This window comes from Rhodococcus sp. ARC_M12 (assembly GCF_022810385.1).
In the GTDB taxonomy this organism is placed as follows: Bacteria; Actinomycetota; Actinomycetes; order Mycobacteriales; family Mycobacteriaceae; genus Rhodococcoides; species Rhodococcoides navarretei.
Genome location: NZ_JALGQI010000016.1, coordinates 121,030 through 136,478, shown reverse-complemented (window position 1 = coordinate 136,478; position 15,449 = coordinate 121,030). Strand labels below are relative to the sequence as shown.

Here is a 15,449-nt window from a genome sequence, read left to right as displayed (position 1 = left end):
CATGGCCAAGATGCGCGCGGCCGATGCCGCAGTGAAGATTCTCGAACTCGAAGGTGCAACAACCGCATTCGGCTTGCCCGGTGCAGCGATCAACCCGTTCTACGCGTCGATGCGCAATCACGGTGGCATCCGTCATGTGCTGGCCCGCCACGTCGAAGGTGCCTCGCACATGGCGGAGGGCTTCACCCGGGCCGCACCGGGCAACATCGGCATCTGTATCGGTACCTCGGGCCCGGCCGGAACTGACATGATCACCGGGCTGTATTCGGCCATGGCGGACTCGATTCCGATCCTCGCCATCACCGGGCAGGCCCCGGTCGCGCGGCTGCACAAGGAGGACTTCCAGGCCGTCGACATCGCGTCGATCGCCGCACCGGTGACCAAGATAGCGATGACCGTCCTCGAACCGGCCCAGGTCCCCGGCGCGTTTGCGCAGGCGTTCCATCTGATGCGCTCCGGCCGTCCGGGACCGGTGCTGATCGATCTGCCCATCGACGTCCAGCTGGCCGAGATCGACTTCGATCCCGAGACGTACCAGTCGCTGCCCGTGCACAAGCCTGCCGCCTCACGCGCTCAGGCCGAGAAGGCGATCGACATGCTGCTGGCTGCCGAGCGCCCGTTGATCGTGGCCGGCGGCGGCATCATCAACGCCGATGCGTCGGACCTGTTGGTGCAGCTCGCCGAGATCCTCGACGTGCCCGTCATCCCGACGCTGATGGGCTGGGGCACCATCCCCGACGACCACCGTCTCGCGGCGGGCATGGTCGGTCTACAGACCGCGCACCGATACGGTAACGCAACCATGTTGGCCTCGGACTTCGTGCTCGGCATCGGAAACCGTTGGGCCAACCGGCATACCGGTGGTCTCGACACCTACCGCAAGGGCCGGAAGTTCGTCCACGTCGACATCGAACCGACTCAGATCGGACGCGTCTTCGCACCCGACTACGGGATCATCTCCGACGCCAAGGCGGCCCTCGAGCAGTTCGTTGCCGTCGCCGAGGAGCGTCGGGCGGCAGGCACACTGCGTGATCTCTCGGGATGGGTCGAGGACTGCGCGACCCGCAAGCGCACGATGCACCGCCGCACCCACTTCGACAACGTGCCGATCAAGCCGCAGCGCGTCTACGAGGAGATGAACAAGGTCTTCGACCGGGACACTCGGTACATCAGCACGATCGGGCTTTCGCAGATCGCGGGCGGTCAGTTCCTGCACGTCTACTCCCCTCGCAACTGGATCAACTGCGGGCAGGCCGGTCCACTCGGCTGGACGATTCCCGCGGCACTGGGTGCGCTCGCGGCCGATCCCAAGGCGAATGTCGTTGCACTGTCGGGTGATTACGACTTCCAGTTCATGATCGAAGAGCTGGCCGTCGGTGCGCAGTTCAATCTTCCGTACGTGCACGTGGTGGTGAACAACTCGTACCTCGGCTTGATCCGGCAGGCGCAGCGTGCCTTCGACATGGACTTCTGCGTGCAACTGGGCTTCGACAACATCAACCACCAGGACACCGTGGACACTGAGCCCGGCATCCCCAAGGGCTACGGCGTCGACCACGTGCAGGTGGCAGAAGGACTGGGCTGCAAAGCGCTTCGGGTCACCGAGCCCGACCTGATCGGCGAGACACTGGTGCGGGCTCGAACTCTGGCCAACGAGCACAAGGTTCCTGTCGTCGTGGAGATCATCCTCGAGCGGGTCACCAACATCTCGATGGGCACCGAGATCGACAACGTCGGTGAGTTCGAGGAACTGGCCAACACGTCGGCGGATGCGCCCACCGCACTGCTCCTGCTGGACTAGAGATGACGCGAATTCTGCTGTCCCCGGACAAGTTCAAGGGCTCGCTGTCGGCGGCGGACGTCGCACGGGCGTTGGCATCGGGGATTCTCTCGGTCGATTCGTCGCTCGATACGGTGTGCCTGCCCGTCGCCGATGGGGGTGACGGCACCGTCGATGCTGCCGTTGCCGCCGGGTGGGACCGAGTCGCAGTCACGTGCACGGGCCCGACCGGTGAGCCGGTCGATACGTCGTATGCCCGACGTGGCGATACTGCCGTCGTCGAACTGGCGTCGGCGGTCGGGCTCGAGCTCTTGCCCGACGGGCGGCCGGATGCGCTGGGAGCCAGCACGTTCGGGTTGGGCACCGTCATCGCCCATGCGCTCGGGGCCGGCACCGGGTCTGTTTCAGGTGCGCGGCGTATCGTCGTCGGGCTCGGGGGCAGCGCATCCACCGACGGCGGCGCGGGAATGCTCACGGCACTGGGTGCGCGCATCCTCGACGCCGACGGCAATGAAGTTCCGCTCGGTGGCGGTGCGCTGCGCGGCGCGGTCCAGCTGGATCTGAGCGGCGTGCTGCCGTCGGCTCGGAACGCGATGTTCGAGTTGGCCTGCGATGTCGACAATCCGTTGCTCGGTGTCACCGGAGCCGCAGCGGTGTACGGCGCACAGAAGGGTGCCGGACCGCAGGAGCTGCTGTACCTCGAACACGGGATGCGACAGTGGGCGCACCTGGTGCGCAACGCCATCGGGCGGGACGTCAGCGGCATTGCTGGCACCGGGGCGGCCGGCGGCACGGCTTTCGGAGCCATGGCTGTACTCGGAGCGTTGGCCAAGCCCGGCATCGAGACCGTCCTCGAGTTGATCGACTTCGGTAGCGCTGTGGCGTCGGCGGATGTGGTCGTCACCGGAGAGGGTTCGCTGGACGAGCAGAGCCTGCACGGGAAGGCCCCGATCGGTGTCGCGCAGGCCGCACGTGCAGCGGGTGTTCCGGTGATCACCGTGGCGGGTCGCAGCGTCATCGGTATCGATCGGTTGCGTCCTTACGGAATCACCGCCTCCTATGCACTGTCCGACGTGGAGCCGGACCCACGAATCTCGATGCGCGATGCCGCCAGGTTGTTGCACGAGGTCGGCCGAACATTGGCCACCACAGACATTTTGGAAGGAACTTCATGACCACTACGAACTTCACCACGCTGACCGATCTTGCTTCTCGGGCGCTCGGCGGCAGCGTCTCCGCGGCGAACGACGAACTGTTCGCCCAGCGCGAGAACCTGATCAGGCCCGACGCCCCGCTGTTCGATCCCGCGGACTTCGGCCACAAGGGAAAGGTGTACGACGGGTGGGAGACTCGTCGTCGTCGCGACGAAGGTGGTCACGACTGGGCGATCGTGCGACTGGGCTCGCCGGGCATCGTGCACGGCGTCGTGGTCGACACCGCTCACTTCACCGGCAACTACCCGCCGTTCGTGTCCATCGAGGCCGCGTCGATCGAGGGTTACCCGTCCATCGAGGATGTGCTGAAGGCAGATTGGCACACCATCGTCGACAAGTCCCCCGCAGCCGGTGACACCGCGAACACGTACGCGGTAGCCGATCGACACCGGTGGACGCATGTGCGCCTGTCGATCTACCCCGACGGCGGCGTTGCGCGATTCCGCGTGCACGGCCAGGTGGTACAGGATCCGAGGTTCCTCGCCGGCACTATCGATCTGCTCGCGGCCGAGAACGGTGCGCGGCTCACCGACTGCTCCGATGCGTTCTACTCTTCACCCGCCAACATCATCCTGCCCGGGCGGGCCCGCAACATGGGTGAAGGCTGGGAGAATTCGCGTCGACGCAACGGCGGCAACGACTTTGCCGTATTCGCCCTCGCCTCCCCCGGTGCCCCGCGCCACGTGGAGGTCGATACGAGCTACTACGTCGGTAACGCACCGGGGTGGATCCGACTCACTGCCATCGATTCTCGTCGCCGACACATCACGGACCCGACGGCATGGAGCGAAATTCTGCCCCGCACCGCCGTCCAACCGGATACCCGTCACCGCTTCCTGCTGAACGAGTCCGACGCGTACACGCACCTGCGGCTGGACGTGTACCCCGATGGTGGACTGTCCCGGTTGCGCCTGTTCGGTGAACTCGACGCCGAAGCCCTCGATGCGGCGGACATCGCGTGGAAGTCCTCGGAGCTCCAAAGTGTCTCCAGTGCAGTCTGATCTGGTCGTTCGCGCTGCTCGTGCGGTGATCGGTGGACAGGAGGTCTCAGCGTCGGTTTCTGTCCGGGACGGCCGGATCGTGGCTATCGATTCCTACGATTTGGATGCTTCGGCGGCTGCTGCGACGGTGGTCGAGCTCGGGCCGGACGAGGTGCTGCTGCCCGGCCTGGTCGATACCCACGTTCACGTGAACGAGCCGGGGCGCACGGAGTGGGAGGGGTTTGCCAGCGCTACCCGGGCGGCCGCGGCGGGCGGCATCACGACCATCGTCGACATGCCGCTCAACAGCATTCCTCCGACGGTCGACGTCGCCGCGTTGGAGATCAAGCGCAGGGTGGCGGCGGATCAGTCGTTGGTGAACGTCGGATTCTGGGGCGGGGCCGTGCCGGGGAACGTCGATCAGCTGCGTCCGCTGCAGGATGCGGGTGTCTTCGGTTTCAAGTGCTTCCTGCTCGCGTCGGGAGTGGACGAGTTTCCGCCGCTGACGCTGCCGGAACTGGAGAAGGCTCTCATCGAGATCGCGTCGTTCGACGGGCTGATGATCGTGCACGCCGAGAACGCCGAGGTGATCGCCGAGGCACCTGCGGCGACAGGCCGTGAGTACTCGGGCTTCTTGGAATCGCGTCCACGTGCGGCCGAGAACCGTGCCGTCGAGCAGGTGATCGAATTGTCTCGTCGGACGGGGTGCCGGGTGCACATTCTGCATCTGTCGAGTGCCGATGCGCTACCGATGATTGCGGTGGCGAAGCGGGACGGGGTGCGGCTGACCGTCGAAACCTGTCCGCACTACCTGTGTTTCGATGCCGAGGCCGTGCCGGCGGGCGCGACGCAGTTCAAGTGTTGCCCGCCGATTCGCGAGGCCGGTAACCGAGAGGCGCTGTGGCAGGGTTTGCGCGACGGCACGATCGACACCATCGTCACCGACCACTCCCCCTGCACTCCGGATCTGAAGAGGTTCGACACCGGAGACTTCGGTGACGCGTGGGGTGGGATTGCGTCGCTGCAGGTGTCACTGGCTGCGGTGTGGACCGAGGCACGTTCCCGTGGGTTCGCGCTGACCGACATCGTGCGGTGGATGGCAACGAACACTGCCGATCAGGTAGGTATGGTCGACCGTGGCCGAATCGAAATCGGCAGTGCAGCAGACCTTGTGGTGTTCGCACCGGACGAGAGGTTCACTGTGGACGTGGACCGGCTGCACCACCGCAATCCGGTGACTGCTTACGATCGACTGGGCTTGTCGGGTGTGGTGCGACGGTCGTGGATCGCGGGGTCGGAATCCTCGACCGGGTGTCTGCTGGTGCGCGCCTAGAACGGCGGTGCTGCCGTGTCGTCTGTCTCGGGTTGTTCGTTGTCGGGTGGGTTCGGTGGGTCTGGGTAGGCGATGATGCCGGACCGTCTGGGTTTGGTGGGGATGTGTGGTCTCAGGTCGTTGCCGAGGTTGGGGACGGCTGTGCCGTTGGTGGGCAGAGTGATTCGGGTGGTCTTCGAGATGGAGGTCCACAGGATCGCTCCGCCGGGGAGCATGACTGCTGTCCAGTAGCCGGCGGTTTTGACACTGTGGTGGAACTCGCAAAGGCATTGGAGGTTGTTGACCGTGGTCCAGCCGCCGCCGAGGGGGTTCGTGTGGTCGAAGGGATTGATGTGGTCGAGTTGGCATCGTGCGGCGGGGCGGTTGCAGCCAGGGAAGCGGCAGTGTCGGTCGCGCAGGCGAACGGCGGCGGTGGTGAGGGTGTCGGGTCGGTAGATCAGGGCTCGGTCGGTGAGGGGGTCGCGGGGTACTGGTTTTCCGAGGGTGGGGTCGGCGGCGATGGCGGCTTCGAGGGTTGCGGCGAGGGATGCGTTGCCGAGGTAGATGCCACTGGGTGTACAGCCCGAGCGGTTGCCCGAAGGCCCGAGGCCCGACTGGTTACGGGCGGCGCGGTCAAGCGTCGAGAGATCGAGGGCAGAGCTGTGCCGTGTGCCTCGGCCGACGGGGGTGTGGGTGCAGAACAGAGCTGCGGCAGAGGTCAGTGATCCCAGCCGACGCGAGTGTGGGTTGTCGCTGGCGGCAGCGGCAGTTCCTGGTGTCGGTGTTTCGGCTGACGTCGGACCGGATCCTGCAGAGCCCGATGTCGTGGAGCCGGATGGTGTTGTGGACGAGCGTGATTCCGAACAGCTCGGTGCGATATCAGGTGCCGGCGATGTCCGTGGCCCAGGTGATTGCGATGCTGTCGCGGATTCAGCCGATGGGGTTGCCTCTGGGTCGGTGTGAGACTTTGCCGCCGCTGACGGGTCGGTCACCGGTGACCCTGCAGGTGTTGCTGCGTGCTTCCGCACAGGATCGGCGGCACCCTCGTCAGGAGTTGCCGACGGGTCGGCCGCAGAGATGGGCGCGGCCTCGTCGGCCTCGTCGGCCTCACCGTTTTCCCCGACATCGTCTGTCTCGTCGACCTCATCTGCCGGTGCCGCTGGTGCCGGTGTCGAGGTGTCCACCGGTGCACGCGCAGGAGCAGGAGCAGGTGCAGGTGCAGGTGGAGGTGTACTGGCCGAAGTCGGTTCGGTCGAGGGATCACCCGCCCTGCCCGAATCCGTGGCCGACCCCATTCCCCCATCACCATGTGCAGCCGTAGCGGCATCAGCAGCCGAGTCCACGCCTTCGTCTCTGCCTGCGTCGACGCCTGTGTCTGCGTCGGCGTCCGTCACTGTTCCTGACTCGGCTCCTGTTGCAGTCCCCGCCTTCTCGCCGTCCGAACGTCGTTCCCATTCCCCGGTTTCCGGGTTTTGCACCGCCAGTCCCAGTTTCTCTGCGAGGGTGACTGCTTCGGTGAGCAGGATCTGCCAGTGACTGTTGCGGGCGAGTTCTCGGGCGAGATCCGCATCGATGGATCCGTGTCCTGCCAGGTAGGCGGGGTTGGCGAGCAGTCCGAGCAGGGTGGCGATATCGACGGTGATCATCGTCAACGGCACCCGCCGATCGGGCAACACCGCATCTTTTTTCGGGCAGTCCTCGCATTGGCACAGGCATGCCAGTCGGGGTTCGCCGTGCATGCGGGCCATGAACGCATCGCACAGGCGTTCTTTCCTGCCGCGCGGGTCTTTCGGGCAGAGGGTGTCGGCCATCTCTTCGAGCAGTTGCCAGGCGGCGGCGGCTTCGGGTGCGGTCAATTCCGCTCGGATGCGGGCGAGTTCGCCGGCGGGGCTGTAGGTGACGGTCCGGAATTTCTTCGCGAACTCCCGTAGTGCTGCGGCTTCCTCGGGTGCGACACGCAGCAGTATGTCCCAGATCTCCTTCTCCAACGGACCGGGCGAATTACGTTGCGCTGCTTCGACGATCTCGCCCTCGACCATCGTGACGATGGTGTCGGAGAGGTTGTCGAGGATTCGGCACACCGTCCGTACTCGGGGGAGGTCGATCTCCCCGGCCTCGAACGCGGTCTTCACCAGAGGGAGTCGGGTGTGCAGGGCGACGCCGACGGACACATACGATTCGGCGACGGTGGCGGAGCAACCCAACGCGACTGCCATTTCGGTGCGTCCGTATCGGCTGTAGTGCTTGTGCTTGGTGTCGCGGGTGATCCAGTCGCAGTGCACTCGATAGCAGGCGGTGATCTTGCGAGAAGCTTGACGGTTTTCTGCGCGTGCGGCAGCGGTCAACGCCTCCAACGACACGGTCGGTACTGCACCCATCCTTTTCACCCCCCCGGTGAGCCGAAACAAGAACGCCTGTTCGAACTGAAAGAAGAGTATCGCGACCCTCCGACAAGAAACGAAAACCCGCAATTCAAGGCCGCTGAGCTGCACTGTTTCGTGCAGGGTCCGGCGAAGTGATCCGTGCCGGAGGCGATCAGGTTACGACCGGACATCGTCTTCCTTGGACCGCTGAACCGTATTGGTCACGAGAGTGAGAGTCGATCGATTGGCTTCACGCCAAGGATTGCGATGGCGTACGTAGCCGAGGCAACCGCGGGACTCACCAGAAAGCTTGTACATTCGCCTCCATAATCCGGAACACTTGGTGTCACAAACACTTCCGAGACCGGGTCGGCTCCGGCGGCTGAAGCGGCACGAATTACCAGTCTTGGCCTTCCTACGTAGTGGTACGTTCCCTGCGAACGCGTCTGCGGAAGCGGCGGAGCTCATCGTCTCTTTGTCGGGCGTCGGTGGCATCATTGCGGCATGCCTCTAGTTGGGAGGTCTTGACAGTGGACGATCGGACGATGCCGTCTGGATCTGATCAAACGCCACGAGAGTCGCCATTCTTGTTGGCCCTCGGCATGGCTGTGATCATGACGTGGGCTTCGGCGGTGACATCGACGCTGATCTACGCGCTCCTCGGTAGGACCGGATACCCGCTGTCGGTATTACTGCTGCTGATACCGCTGGTTCCGTTCTATGCGTGGGTGATGCGGAAGGAGAAGCTACTTCAAGCTGGACCCGACTGGGATCGGCAGAAGGACAAATTTTTGGCGATAGTCATCTTCCCGGTTGTGGCTGTGGCGGTCGTGCTGGCTCTACTCGTACCGGTTCCGGTCTTGACGGACGTACTTCCTCTTGGAGGGGCGTTCGGTGTGACCGTTGCCTCGGCGGTCGTGATCGTCATCGCCATCATCGCGCGTGGTCAGTGGCGTTCACGCCGCGGGCAGTAGCTCGCAGATGGGACCGGTCACTGACCGCGCGATCCACGGGGCCGATGTCAGGCGTACTTCGCATTCGCCCCGTCGTCGTGGTGGATCGGACCCGCAGTGCGTGTCAGTGGCAACGCACTACCCCCGCGCCGCACGGCCACGAATTCCGCCGCGATAGCCAGCGCAGTTTCCTCGGGCGTTCTCGCACCCAAGTCCAGGCCGATCGGCGACTTCAAGCGTGCGAGCTCCTGCTCCGTCAGCCCCACCTCACGTAACCGGGTCGCCCGATCGTCGTGAGTCCGACGCGATCCCATGGCCCCGACGAAGGCGACGGGCAGTCGCAAGGCCACCTCGAGCAGAGGCACGTCGAATTTGGCGTCGTGGGTGAGTACGCAGATCACCGTCCGGGCATCGACCATAGTTCGCGCCAGGTAGCTGTGCGGCCATTCGGTCACAACGTCATCGGCATCGGGAAACCTGGCAGCTGTAGCGAATACGGGACGGGCATCGCATACCGTGACGTGGTAGCCGAGGAACTTTCCCACGCGGGCGAGCGCTCCGGCGTAATCGATGGCCCCGAAGATCAATAGCCGCGGGGCAGTGGCGTACGACTGGACGAACACGTCGAGGTCCGGCCGGCACCGCACCGACCGAATGCCGGTACCGCCGGAGTCCAGCATCGCCAGCGCCTCACCCACGACCACTGCGTCGACGTCGGAAAAACCGGTCGTGCCCATGGTTGCCGAAGAAGAGACCGCAAGTGACTGCCCGGACCCGGAAAGCAGCGTCACCGTCGCCACCGAAGCATCCGACGCGATGGCTGCGAGCACGGCCCGCGGAGGCCCGAGGCGGACGAACACCTCGATCACTCCGCCGCACGTCAAGCCGACCGCAAAAGCGTCGACATCGCTGTAGCCGAACGATTCTCGCGTGGAATCGCCTGTCTCGAGGACCTGCAGGCACAGCTCGTACACTGCTCCTTCGACGCAGCCGCCGGAGACGCTGCCGACTGCTTCACCGTCGGCACAGACCGCCATCGCGGCACCCGGAAGCCGTGGAGCACTTCCGGATACCGCGATGACCGTTGCCACCGCGTAGGGAACACCGGCGTGGTCCCAGGCGATCAGACGATCGACGATCTCTTTCACGTTACGAGATTCCCAACGCTTCTTCGATTGGGTGCAGGGCGAAGTAGACCAGGAAGATTCCCGACATCAGATACAGCAGCCAATGTGTTTGGCGTGCTTTGCCTTTGGCGAGTCGAACGAGGGTGTACGAGATGACACCCGCCGCGACTCCCACGGTGATCGAGTAGGTGAAGGGCATCAGCACGATCGTCAGGAAGGCCGGTATCGCGATTTCGGTGTTCTCCCAATTGATCTTGCGCACATGCGTCATCATCAGCGCGCCCACCAGAACCAGTGCCGGTGCCGCTGCTCCGACGGGGACAACCCCGGCCAGCGGGGTGAAGAAGATCAGGCTGGTCAACAGTCCGCCGGTGACGACGCTGGCAAGACCGGTTCGGGCACCTTCGGTGACGCCTGCAGCGGACTCGACGACGGCGGTGTTGGCAGATCCGTTGATCGCGCCACCGACGATGGCACCGATGCCGTCGACAGTGAGGATGCGACTCAGACCCGGCATCCTGCCCTGCTTGTCGACGAGGCCGGCTTCCTCACCGACGCCCAGGATGGTGCCCATGGCGTCGAAAAAACCTGAGAGCACGAGGGTGAACAGCACCACCGAGGCCGTCACCACACCTGCCCGAGCGAACCCGCCGAACAGGTCGACGTTGAAGAGCAGGTCGAATTGCGGTGTGGCGACGATGGAATCGGGCACCTTCGGTACGACGGGTCCCCACGCCTCGGGTGCGATGTCGAACACCGAGTTGAGGATGATCGCGAGATTGGTGGCGACGAAGATGCCGATCAGCATTGCGCCCGGCACCTTCCGCACGAACAGCATGATCATGAGAACCAGACCGACGCAGAAGACGAAGACGGGCCAGCCGGCGAGCTTGCCGAACGTGCCGAGGGTGACCGCGGTGGCTGCGGACTCGTGGTGTCCGACGAACCCGGCATCGACCAAGCCGATGAGCGCGATGAATGCGCCGATCCCGACGCCGATCGCCTGCTTCAGAACGAGCGGTATCGCATCCATGATGAGTTGCCGAATGCCGGTGAGGGCGAACACGACGATGACGACGCCCTCGAGAACCACCAGCCCCATCGCCTGCGGCCACGTCATGTACGGGGCCGCCTGGAACACCACGATGGGAGTCACCCCGAGCCCGGCCGCCATCGCGAGGGGCGCGTTACCGACGACGCCCATCAGGATGGTCGTCAGGCCGGCGGACAGAGCGACCATCGTCGACAGTTGCGCCGCATCGAGAGTCGCACCGGTGACGTCCCGAGCATCGCCGATGATCAGTGGTATGAGGACGATGAGGTACGCCATAGCCACGAATGTGGTGACGCCACCGCGGATCTCGCGAGAGACCGTGGAGCCTCGACCGGTGATGTCGAAGAACTTGTCGATCTGGGATCGACCTCGTCCGCTGTGACGAGTGCTGGTTGTGTGTACATCGGTCATGATCGGCCCTCCCAGGGCGTGATCAACCTTGTCCGAACGTGTGACGGTGACCGTGCCGGGGGAGTTGGCCTCGGGTCGCGCTGTGCTGGAAAAGGTCTCATCGAATGAATCAGGGGTTGACGATGTGTTCGGGTCGGACGGGAACTCGGGTCAGGGCGAGTCCGGTGGCGTTGCGAATGGCAGCGACGACGGCAGGCGTGGACGACAGCGTGGGGGGCTCCCCCGCACCGCGAAGGCCGTACGGTGCCAAAGGATCCGGGTTCTCGAGAATGTCCAGCTTCATGGGCGGCATGTCGAGAATGGTCGGAATCAGGTAATCGGTGAACGACGGGTTCTTCACCAGGCCGTCGACGACGACGATCTCCTCCATCACGGCGAGCCCGAGGCCCTGCGCTGTGCCGCCGTGGATTTGGCCTTCGAGCGACAGCCGGTTGAGGATCTTGCCGACGTCCTGCACGGCCGCCATCTCGACCACCTTCACCAGGCCGAGTTCGACGTCGACGTCCACCACGGCGCGATGGACACACAGGGCGAGCTGGGTATGGCTCGCGCCCTGTCCGGTGACCGGATCCATGCCGCTGGTGGGGCGATGGTGGAATTCACGTGTCTGCTCGATGACCCGCTCGCCGAGCACGTCCTCGATGGTCGCCAGCACGCCGTCGGTGGCCGAGACGATCTTGCCGCCGTCGAGGCTCAGGTCGGCCACCGCGCGGCCGAGGTACAGGCCGGCCAGGACGAACACCGCCTCGCGGACAGCCTCGCACGCGGTCTTGACTGCGCCGCCGGTCATGTACGACTGCCTCGACGCCGAGGAGGAGCCGGCATTGCCGACCTTGGTGTCGGCGGGATGGATGACCACGTTGGTGACGCCGAGCTCGGTGCGCGCGATCTGCGCCTCCAATGTCACCAGACCTTGACCCACCTCGGCAGCGGCGGTGTGCACCAATGCTGTTGCCTCGCCCCCGATCACCTCCAGCCGTACGCGCGCGGTGGAGTAGTCGTCGTAGTTCTCGGAGAAGCAGATGTTTTTGATGCCGACGCCGTATCCGATCCCGCGTACGACGCCTTCGCCGTGGGTGGTCTGCGACGCCCCGCCCGGCAGATTACGGATGTCCGACGCGTCCACGGGGGCAGGCAGTTCCATCGCCTCGGCTCGGGCGAGCATCTCGGCCAGTGGGGCAGGGGCTTCGATGACCTGGCCGGTCGCGAGGATCGATCCCTGGCTGACGGCGTTGATCTGCCGGATCGCCACGGGACCGATGCCGCAGGCCTCGCCGAGCTTGTCCATCATCGACTCGTACGCGAAACATGCTTGTACGGCACCGAATCCACGCATCGCACCGCAGGGTGGATTGTTCGTGTACACCCCGTACGCGTCGATCTCGATGTTGGGAATGACGTACGGTCCGACGCCCAGCGAGGCTGCGTTGCCCACGACGTTGAGGGTGGCCGAGGTGTACGCGCCGCCGTCGAGGATGATCTCGACGTCTGCGAACACCAGCTTGCCGTCGCGAGTTGCACCGTACTCGTAGTGCATCTGCGCCGGGTGGCGGTGCACGTGACCGAAGAACGACTCGTAGCGGTTGTAGACGATCTTGACGGGTTTGCCGGTGTGCACCGCGAGCATCGCGGCGTGGATCTGCATCGAGAGGTCCTCGCGGCCGCCGAACGCGCCGCCGACGCCGGCGAGCGTCATCCTGATCTTCTCCTCGGGCAGTCCGAGGCACGGCCCGATCTGGACGAGGTCGTTGTGCATCCACTGAGTGGCGACGTAGAGGTCGATTCCGCCGTCCTCGGCCGGCACGGCAAGTCCCGATTCGGGTCCCAAGAATGCCTGATCCTGGATCCCGACGGCGAAGTCGCTGCTGACGATCACGTCCGCAGTGGCGCGGGCGGCAGCGACGTTGCCGACACGCACCGGCTGATGGCGCGCCACCCCGCCGCGTTCCTGCACCTTGGGGTAGTCCGGGTCCAATGCTGCGCGTCGAGCATCGGTCAGGGGTTCGAGCACGTCGTAGACCACGACGATCTTCTCCATTGCACGCCGGGCAGTTTCGGGATGATCGGCCGCGATCAGGGCGATGGGCTCACCCTCGTGCCGCACCTCGTCGAAGGCCAGTACCGGCTGATCCCACGTGTGGTCGAGCCCGAAGCACTTGCGTCCCGGCACGTCGTCGTGGGTGAGTACCGCCTCGACGCCGGGTGTCGCCAGCGCCTTCGAGATGTCGATGGAGACGATCGTCGCCCGCGGATGCGGACTGCGGAGCGTTGCGCCCCAGAGCATGCCGTCGATGAACAGGTCCGACGAATAGGCGAACTCGCCCTTGACCTTCAGCGTTCCGTCGGGCCGGAGCGGGCTGTCGCCGACGAGACCGCGGCCCGGAGCCGGGATGTCGGCGGGAGCTTGCCGGGGTGTAGTGGTCGGGGCGCTCACAGCACGTCCTCCGCGAGTTTCATCAGGCGACGGTGCGCATCGGCTCCGGCGCGGCCTATTTCGTCCTGCGGTGCGCTGGTCAAGACGTCGTTCTCGACGATCGTTCGCCCGCCGACCATCAACCGCGCCAGCGGTGGCGTCTGCCCGTACGCGAATGCGACGACGGGGTCGTCCACCGCCGAGTAGAAGCCGTCTGTTCGCCAGATCGCGATGTCGGCGAGCTTGCCGACCTCGAGCGAACCGATCTCGCTCTGCCGTCCCAGTACAGTTGCGCCGCCGATGGTTCCGATCTCGAGTGCCTGACGCGCCGTCAGCGCAGTCGGTCCGTATTTGGCGCGCTGCATGTACATCGCCTGCCGGACTTCGCCGGCCAGTGGCACCATTTCGGCCGAGGCCGAGCCGTCGACTCCGAGGCCGACGGGTGCGCCGGCGGCGAGCAGGTCCGAGATCCGGGCGATGCCCGCACCGAGACGTGCATTGGAACTCGGGCAGTGCGCAGTACCGGTACCGGTGGCCGCCATCTTCGCGATATCGGAATCGTGCAGGTGTACCGCGTGCGCGAACCAGACGTCGTCGCCCAGCCAGCCCACCTGCTCCATGTATTCGACCGGGGTGCAGTTCATCTGCGCGAGGCAGTGCTCTTCCTCGTCCAGGGTCTCGGCCAGATGAGTATGCAGTCGAACACCTTTCGCGCGAGCAAGCCCGGCGGACTCCACGAGCAGCTCTTTACTGATGGAGAACGGGGAGCAGGGCGCGACCGCGATCCGGAGCATCGAACCGAAGGAGGCGTCGTGATACGTGTCGATGGCCTCGGCAGTGGCGGTGAGGATGTCGTCGAGTGATTCGACCACCTCGTCCGGTGGCAGACCGCCGTCGGACACACCCCGGTCCATCGAGCCGCGGCACGGTTGGAATCGGACGCCGATGCGCTGCGCCGCGTCGATCTCGGCGGCGAACAGGTCGCCTCGGCCCTTGGGAAAGATGTAGTGGTGATCGGTGCTCGTGGTGCACCCCGACTTCGCCAGCCATCCCAGCCCGGCGGCGGCAGCTCCACCGACCACCTCGGCGTCCATCTTCGACCACGGCTTGTACAGTGCGACAAGCCATTCGAAGAGCGTGTTGTCCTTGGCCAGGCCCTGGGATGCCCACTGGTACAGGTGGTGGTGGGTATTGACCAGGCCTGGGGTGACGAGGCAGCCGGAGGCGTCGATCGTCTCGGCCCCGGGGATGACCGGTGCCGGGCCCGATCCGATCGCGGTGATCGTCGTGCCCTCGACGACGAGATAGCCGTTCGGGATTTCGTCGCCGACGATGGGGGCGATGTAGGCATCGGAGATTACGGTGGTCATGCGGATTCGGCCTTTCGAGTAGCCGCCAGTCGAACAGCGTCGAGGATCTTCTCGTATCCGGTACAGCGGCAGAGGTTTCCGGCGAGCGACTCGCGGATTTCGACGTCCGACGGATTCGGAACGCGCTCGATCAGATCGTGCGCCTGGACCACGAGTCCCGGGGTGCAGAATCCGCACTGGACGGCACCGCACTCGACGAACGCTTCTTGCATCGGATCCAGCTTGTCGCCGTCGGCGAGGCCTTCGACGGTACGAATCTCGCGGCCCTCGACCTGTCCGGCGGCCACCAGGCAGGCGCAGGCGGGGATACCGTCGAGGTAGACGGTGCACGAACCGCATTCGCCTTGCTCGCACGCGTTCTTGGATCCGGGGAGGCCCATGCGTTCACGCAACAGGTAGAGCAGACTTTCGCCCTCCCAGACGTCGTCGGCTTCCATGTCTTTTCCGTTGATAGTGCAGTTGACTCGCATGT

At 65.1% G+C, this 15,449-nt stretch carries 11 protein-coding genes; 5 read left to right on the top strand and 6 right to left on the bottom strand.

The genetic code is table 11. From position 1 onward, the window contains the following. Position 1: 1 nt before the first annotated feature. From gcl to allB, 4 genes are read left to right on the top strand one after another with little or no spacing between them, the layout of a single operon-like run. Entirely contained in the window at positions 2 to 1,801 is a 1,800-nt protein-coding gene (gcl, locus tag MTX35_RS20045) for a glyoxylate carboligase (protein ID WP_243596641.1), read from the top strand. A 2-nt stretch (positions 1,802 to 1,803) separates the two neighbouring features. Beyond that, positions 1,804 to 2,955 carry a glycerate kinase gene (locus tag MTX35_RS20040; protein ID WP_243596640.1) on the top strand — a complete coding sequence of 384 codons (1,152 nt, stop codon included), beginning with the start codon at positions 1,804 to 1,806 and terminating at the stop codon, positions 2,953 to 2,955. Then, entirely contained in the window at positions 2,952 to 3,995 is a 1,044-nt protein-coding gene (alc, locus tag MTX35_RS20035; RefSeq protein WP_243596639.1) for an allantoicase, read from the top strand. The genes MTX35_RS20040 and alc overlap by 4 nt, the downstream gene beginning before the upstream one ends. Further along, positions 3,937 to 5,307, top strand: coding sequence for an allantoinase AllB (allB, locus tag MTX35_RS20030; RefSeq protein WP_243596638.1), 1,371 nt, complete (start codon positions 3,937 to 3,939; stop codon positions 5,305 to 5,307). The genes alc and allB overlap by 59 nt, the downstream gene beginning before the upstream one ends. Here allB and MTX35_RS20025 read toward each other — a convergent pair. Beyond that, positions 5,304 to 7,664 carry a DUF222 domain-containing protein gene (locus tag MTX35_RS20025; RefSeq protein ID WP_243596637.1) on the bottom strand — a complete coding sequence of 787 codons (2,361 nt, stop codon included), beginning with the start codon at positions 7,662 to 7,664 and terminating at the stop codon, positions 5,304 to 5,306. The genes allB and MTX35_RS20025 overlap by 4 nt on opposite strands. A 599-nt stretch (positions 7,665 to 8,263) precedes the next feature. Here MTX35_RS20025 and MTX35_RS20020 point away from each other — a divergent pair. Beyond that, entirely contained in the window at positions 8,264 to 8,623 is a 360-nt protein-coding gene (locus MTX35_RS20020; RefSeq protein ID WP_243596636.1) for a hypothetical protein, read from the top strand. 47 nt (positions 8,624 to 8,670) lie between these two features. Here MTX35_RS20020 and MTX35_RS20015 read toward each other — a convergent pair whose 3' ends face one another. From MTX35_RS20015 to MTX35_RS19995, 5 genes are all read right to left on the bottom strand, one after another. Then, complete coding sequence (locus tag MTX35_RS20015) at positions 8,671 to 9,750, bottom strand: XdhC family protein (protein WP_243596635.1); 1,080 nt, start codon at positions 9,748 to 9,750, stop codon at positions 8,671 to 8,673. Between the two features lies 1 nt (position 9,751). After that, positions 9,752 to 11,194: an NCS2 family permease gene (locus MTX35_RS20010; RefSeq protein ID WP_243596634.1), complete on the bottom strand. Its 1,443-nt coding sequence runs from the start codon at positions 11,192 to 11,194 to the stop codon at positions 9,752 to 9,754. Positions 11,195 to 11,303: 109 nt separating this feature from the next. Then, on the bottom strand, positions 11,304 to 13,628 hold the full coding sequence (locus MTX35_RS20005) for a molybdopterin cofactor-binding domain-containing protein (RefSeq protein ID WP_243596633.1): 2,325 nt from the start codon (positions 13,626 to 13,628) through the stop codon (positions 11,304 to 11,306). Next, positions 13,625 to 14,977, bottom strand: coding sequence for an 8-oxoguanine deaminase (locus MTX35_RS20000; RefSeq protein WP_243596632.1), 1,353 nt, complete (start codon positions 14,975 to 14,977; stop codon positions 13,625 to 13,627). Before MTX35_RS20000 ends, MTX35_RS20005 begins: the two co-directional genes overlap by 4 nt. Then, positions 14,974 to 15,447: a (2Fe-2S)-binding protein gene (locus MTX35_RS19995; protein WP_279396121.1), complete on the bottom strand. Its 474-nt coding sequence runs from the start codon at positions 15,445 to 15,447 to the stop codon at positions 14,974 to 14,976. Before MTX35_RS19995 ends, MTX35_RS20000 begins: the two co-directional genes overlap by 4 nt. Positions 15,448 to 15,449: the final 2 nt, after the last annotated feature.

Bases quoted from the DNA above. Each gene is read 5' to 3' on its own strand.
- MTX35_RS19995 (WP_279396121.1), bottom strand. From the start codon at position 15,447: ATGCGAGTCAACTGCACTATCAACGGAAAAGACATGGAAGCCGACGAC.
- MTX35_RS20020 (WP_243596636.1), top strand. From the start codon at position 8,264: ATGACGTGGGCTTCGGCGGTGACATCGACGCTGATCTACGCGCTCCTC.
- MTX35_RS20010 (WP_243596634.1), bottom strand. From the start codon at position 11,194: ATGACCGATGTACACACAACCAGCACTCGTCACAGCGGACGAGGTCGA.
- alc (WP_243596639.1), top strand. From the start codon at position 2,952: ATGACCACTACGAACTTCACCACGCTGACCGATCTTGCTTCTCGGGCG.
- MTX35_RS20000 (WP_243596632.1), bottom strand. From the start codon at position 14,977: ATGACCACCGTAATCTCCGATGCCTACATCGCCCCCATCGTCGGCGAC.
- gcl (WP_243596641.1), top strand. From the start codon at position 2: ATGGCCAAGATGCGCGCGGCCGATGCCGCAGTGAAGATTCTCGAACTC.
- MTX35_RS20040 (WP_243596640.1), top strand. From the start codon at position 1,804: ATGACGCGAATTCTGCTGTCCCCGGACAAGTTCAAGGGCTCGCTGTCG.
- allB (WP_243596638.1), top strand. From the start codon at position 3,937: ATGCGGCGGACATCGCGTGGAAGTCCTCGGAGCTCCAAAGTGTCTCCA.
- MTX35_RS20025 (WP_243596637.1), bottom strand. From the start codon at position 7,664: ATGGGTGCAGTACCGACCGTGTCGTTGGAGGCGTTGACCGCTGCCGCA.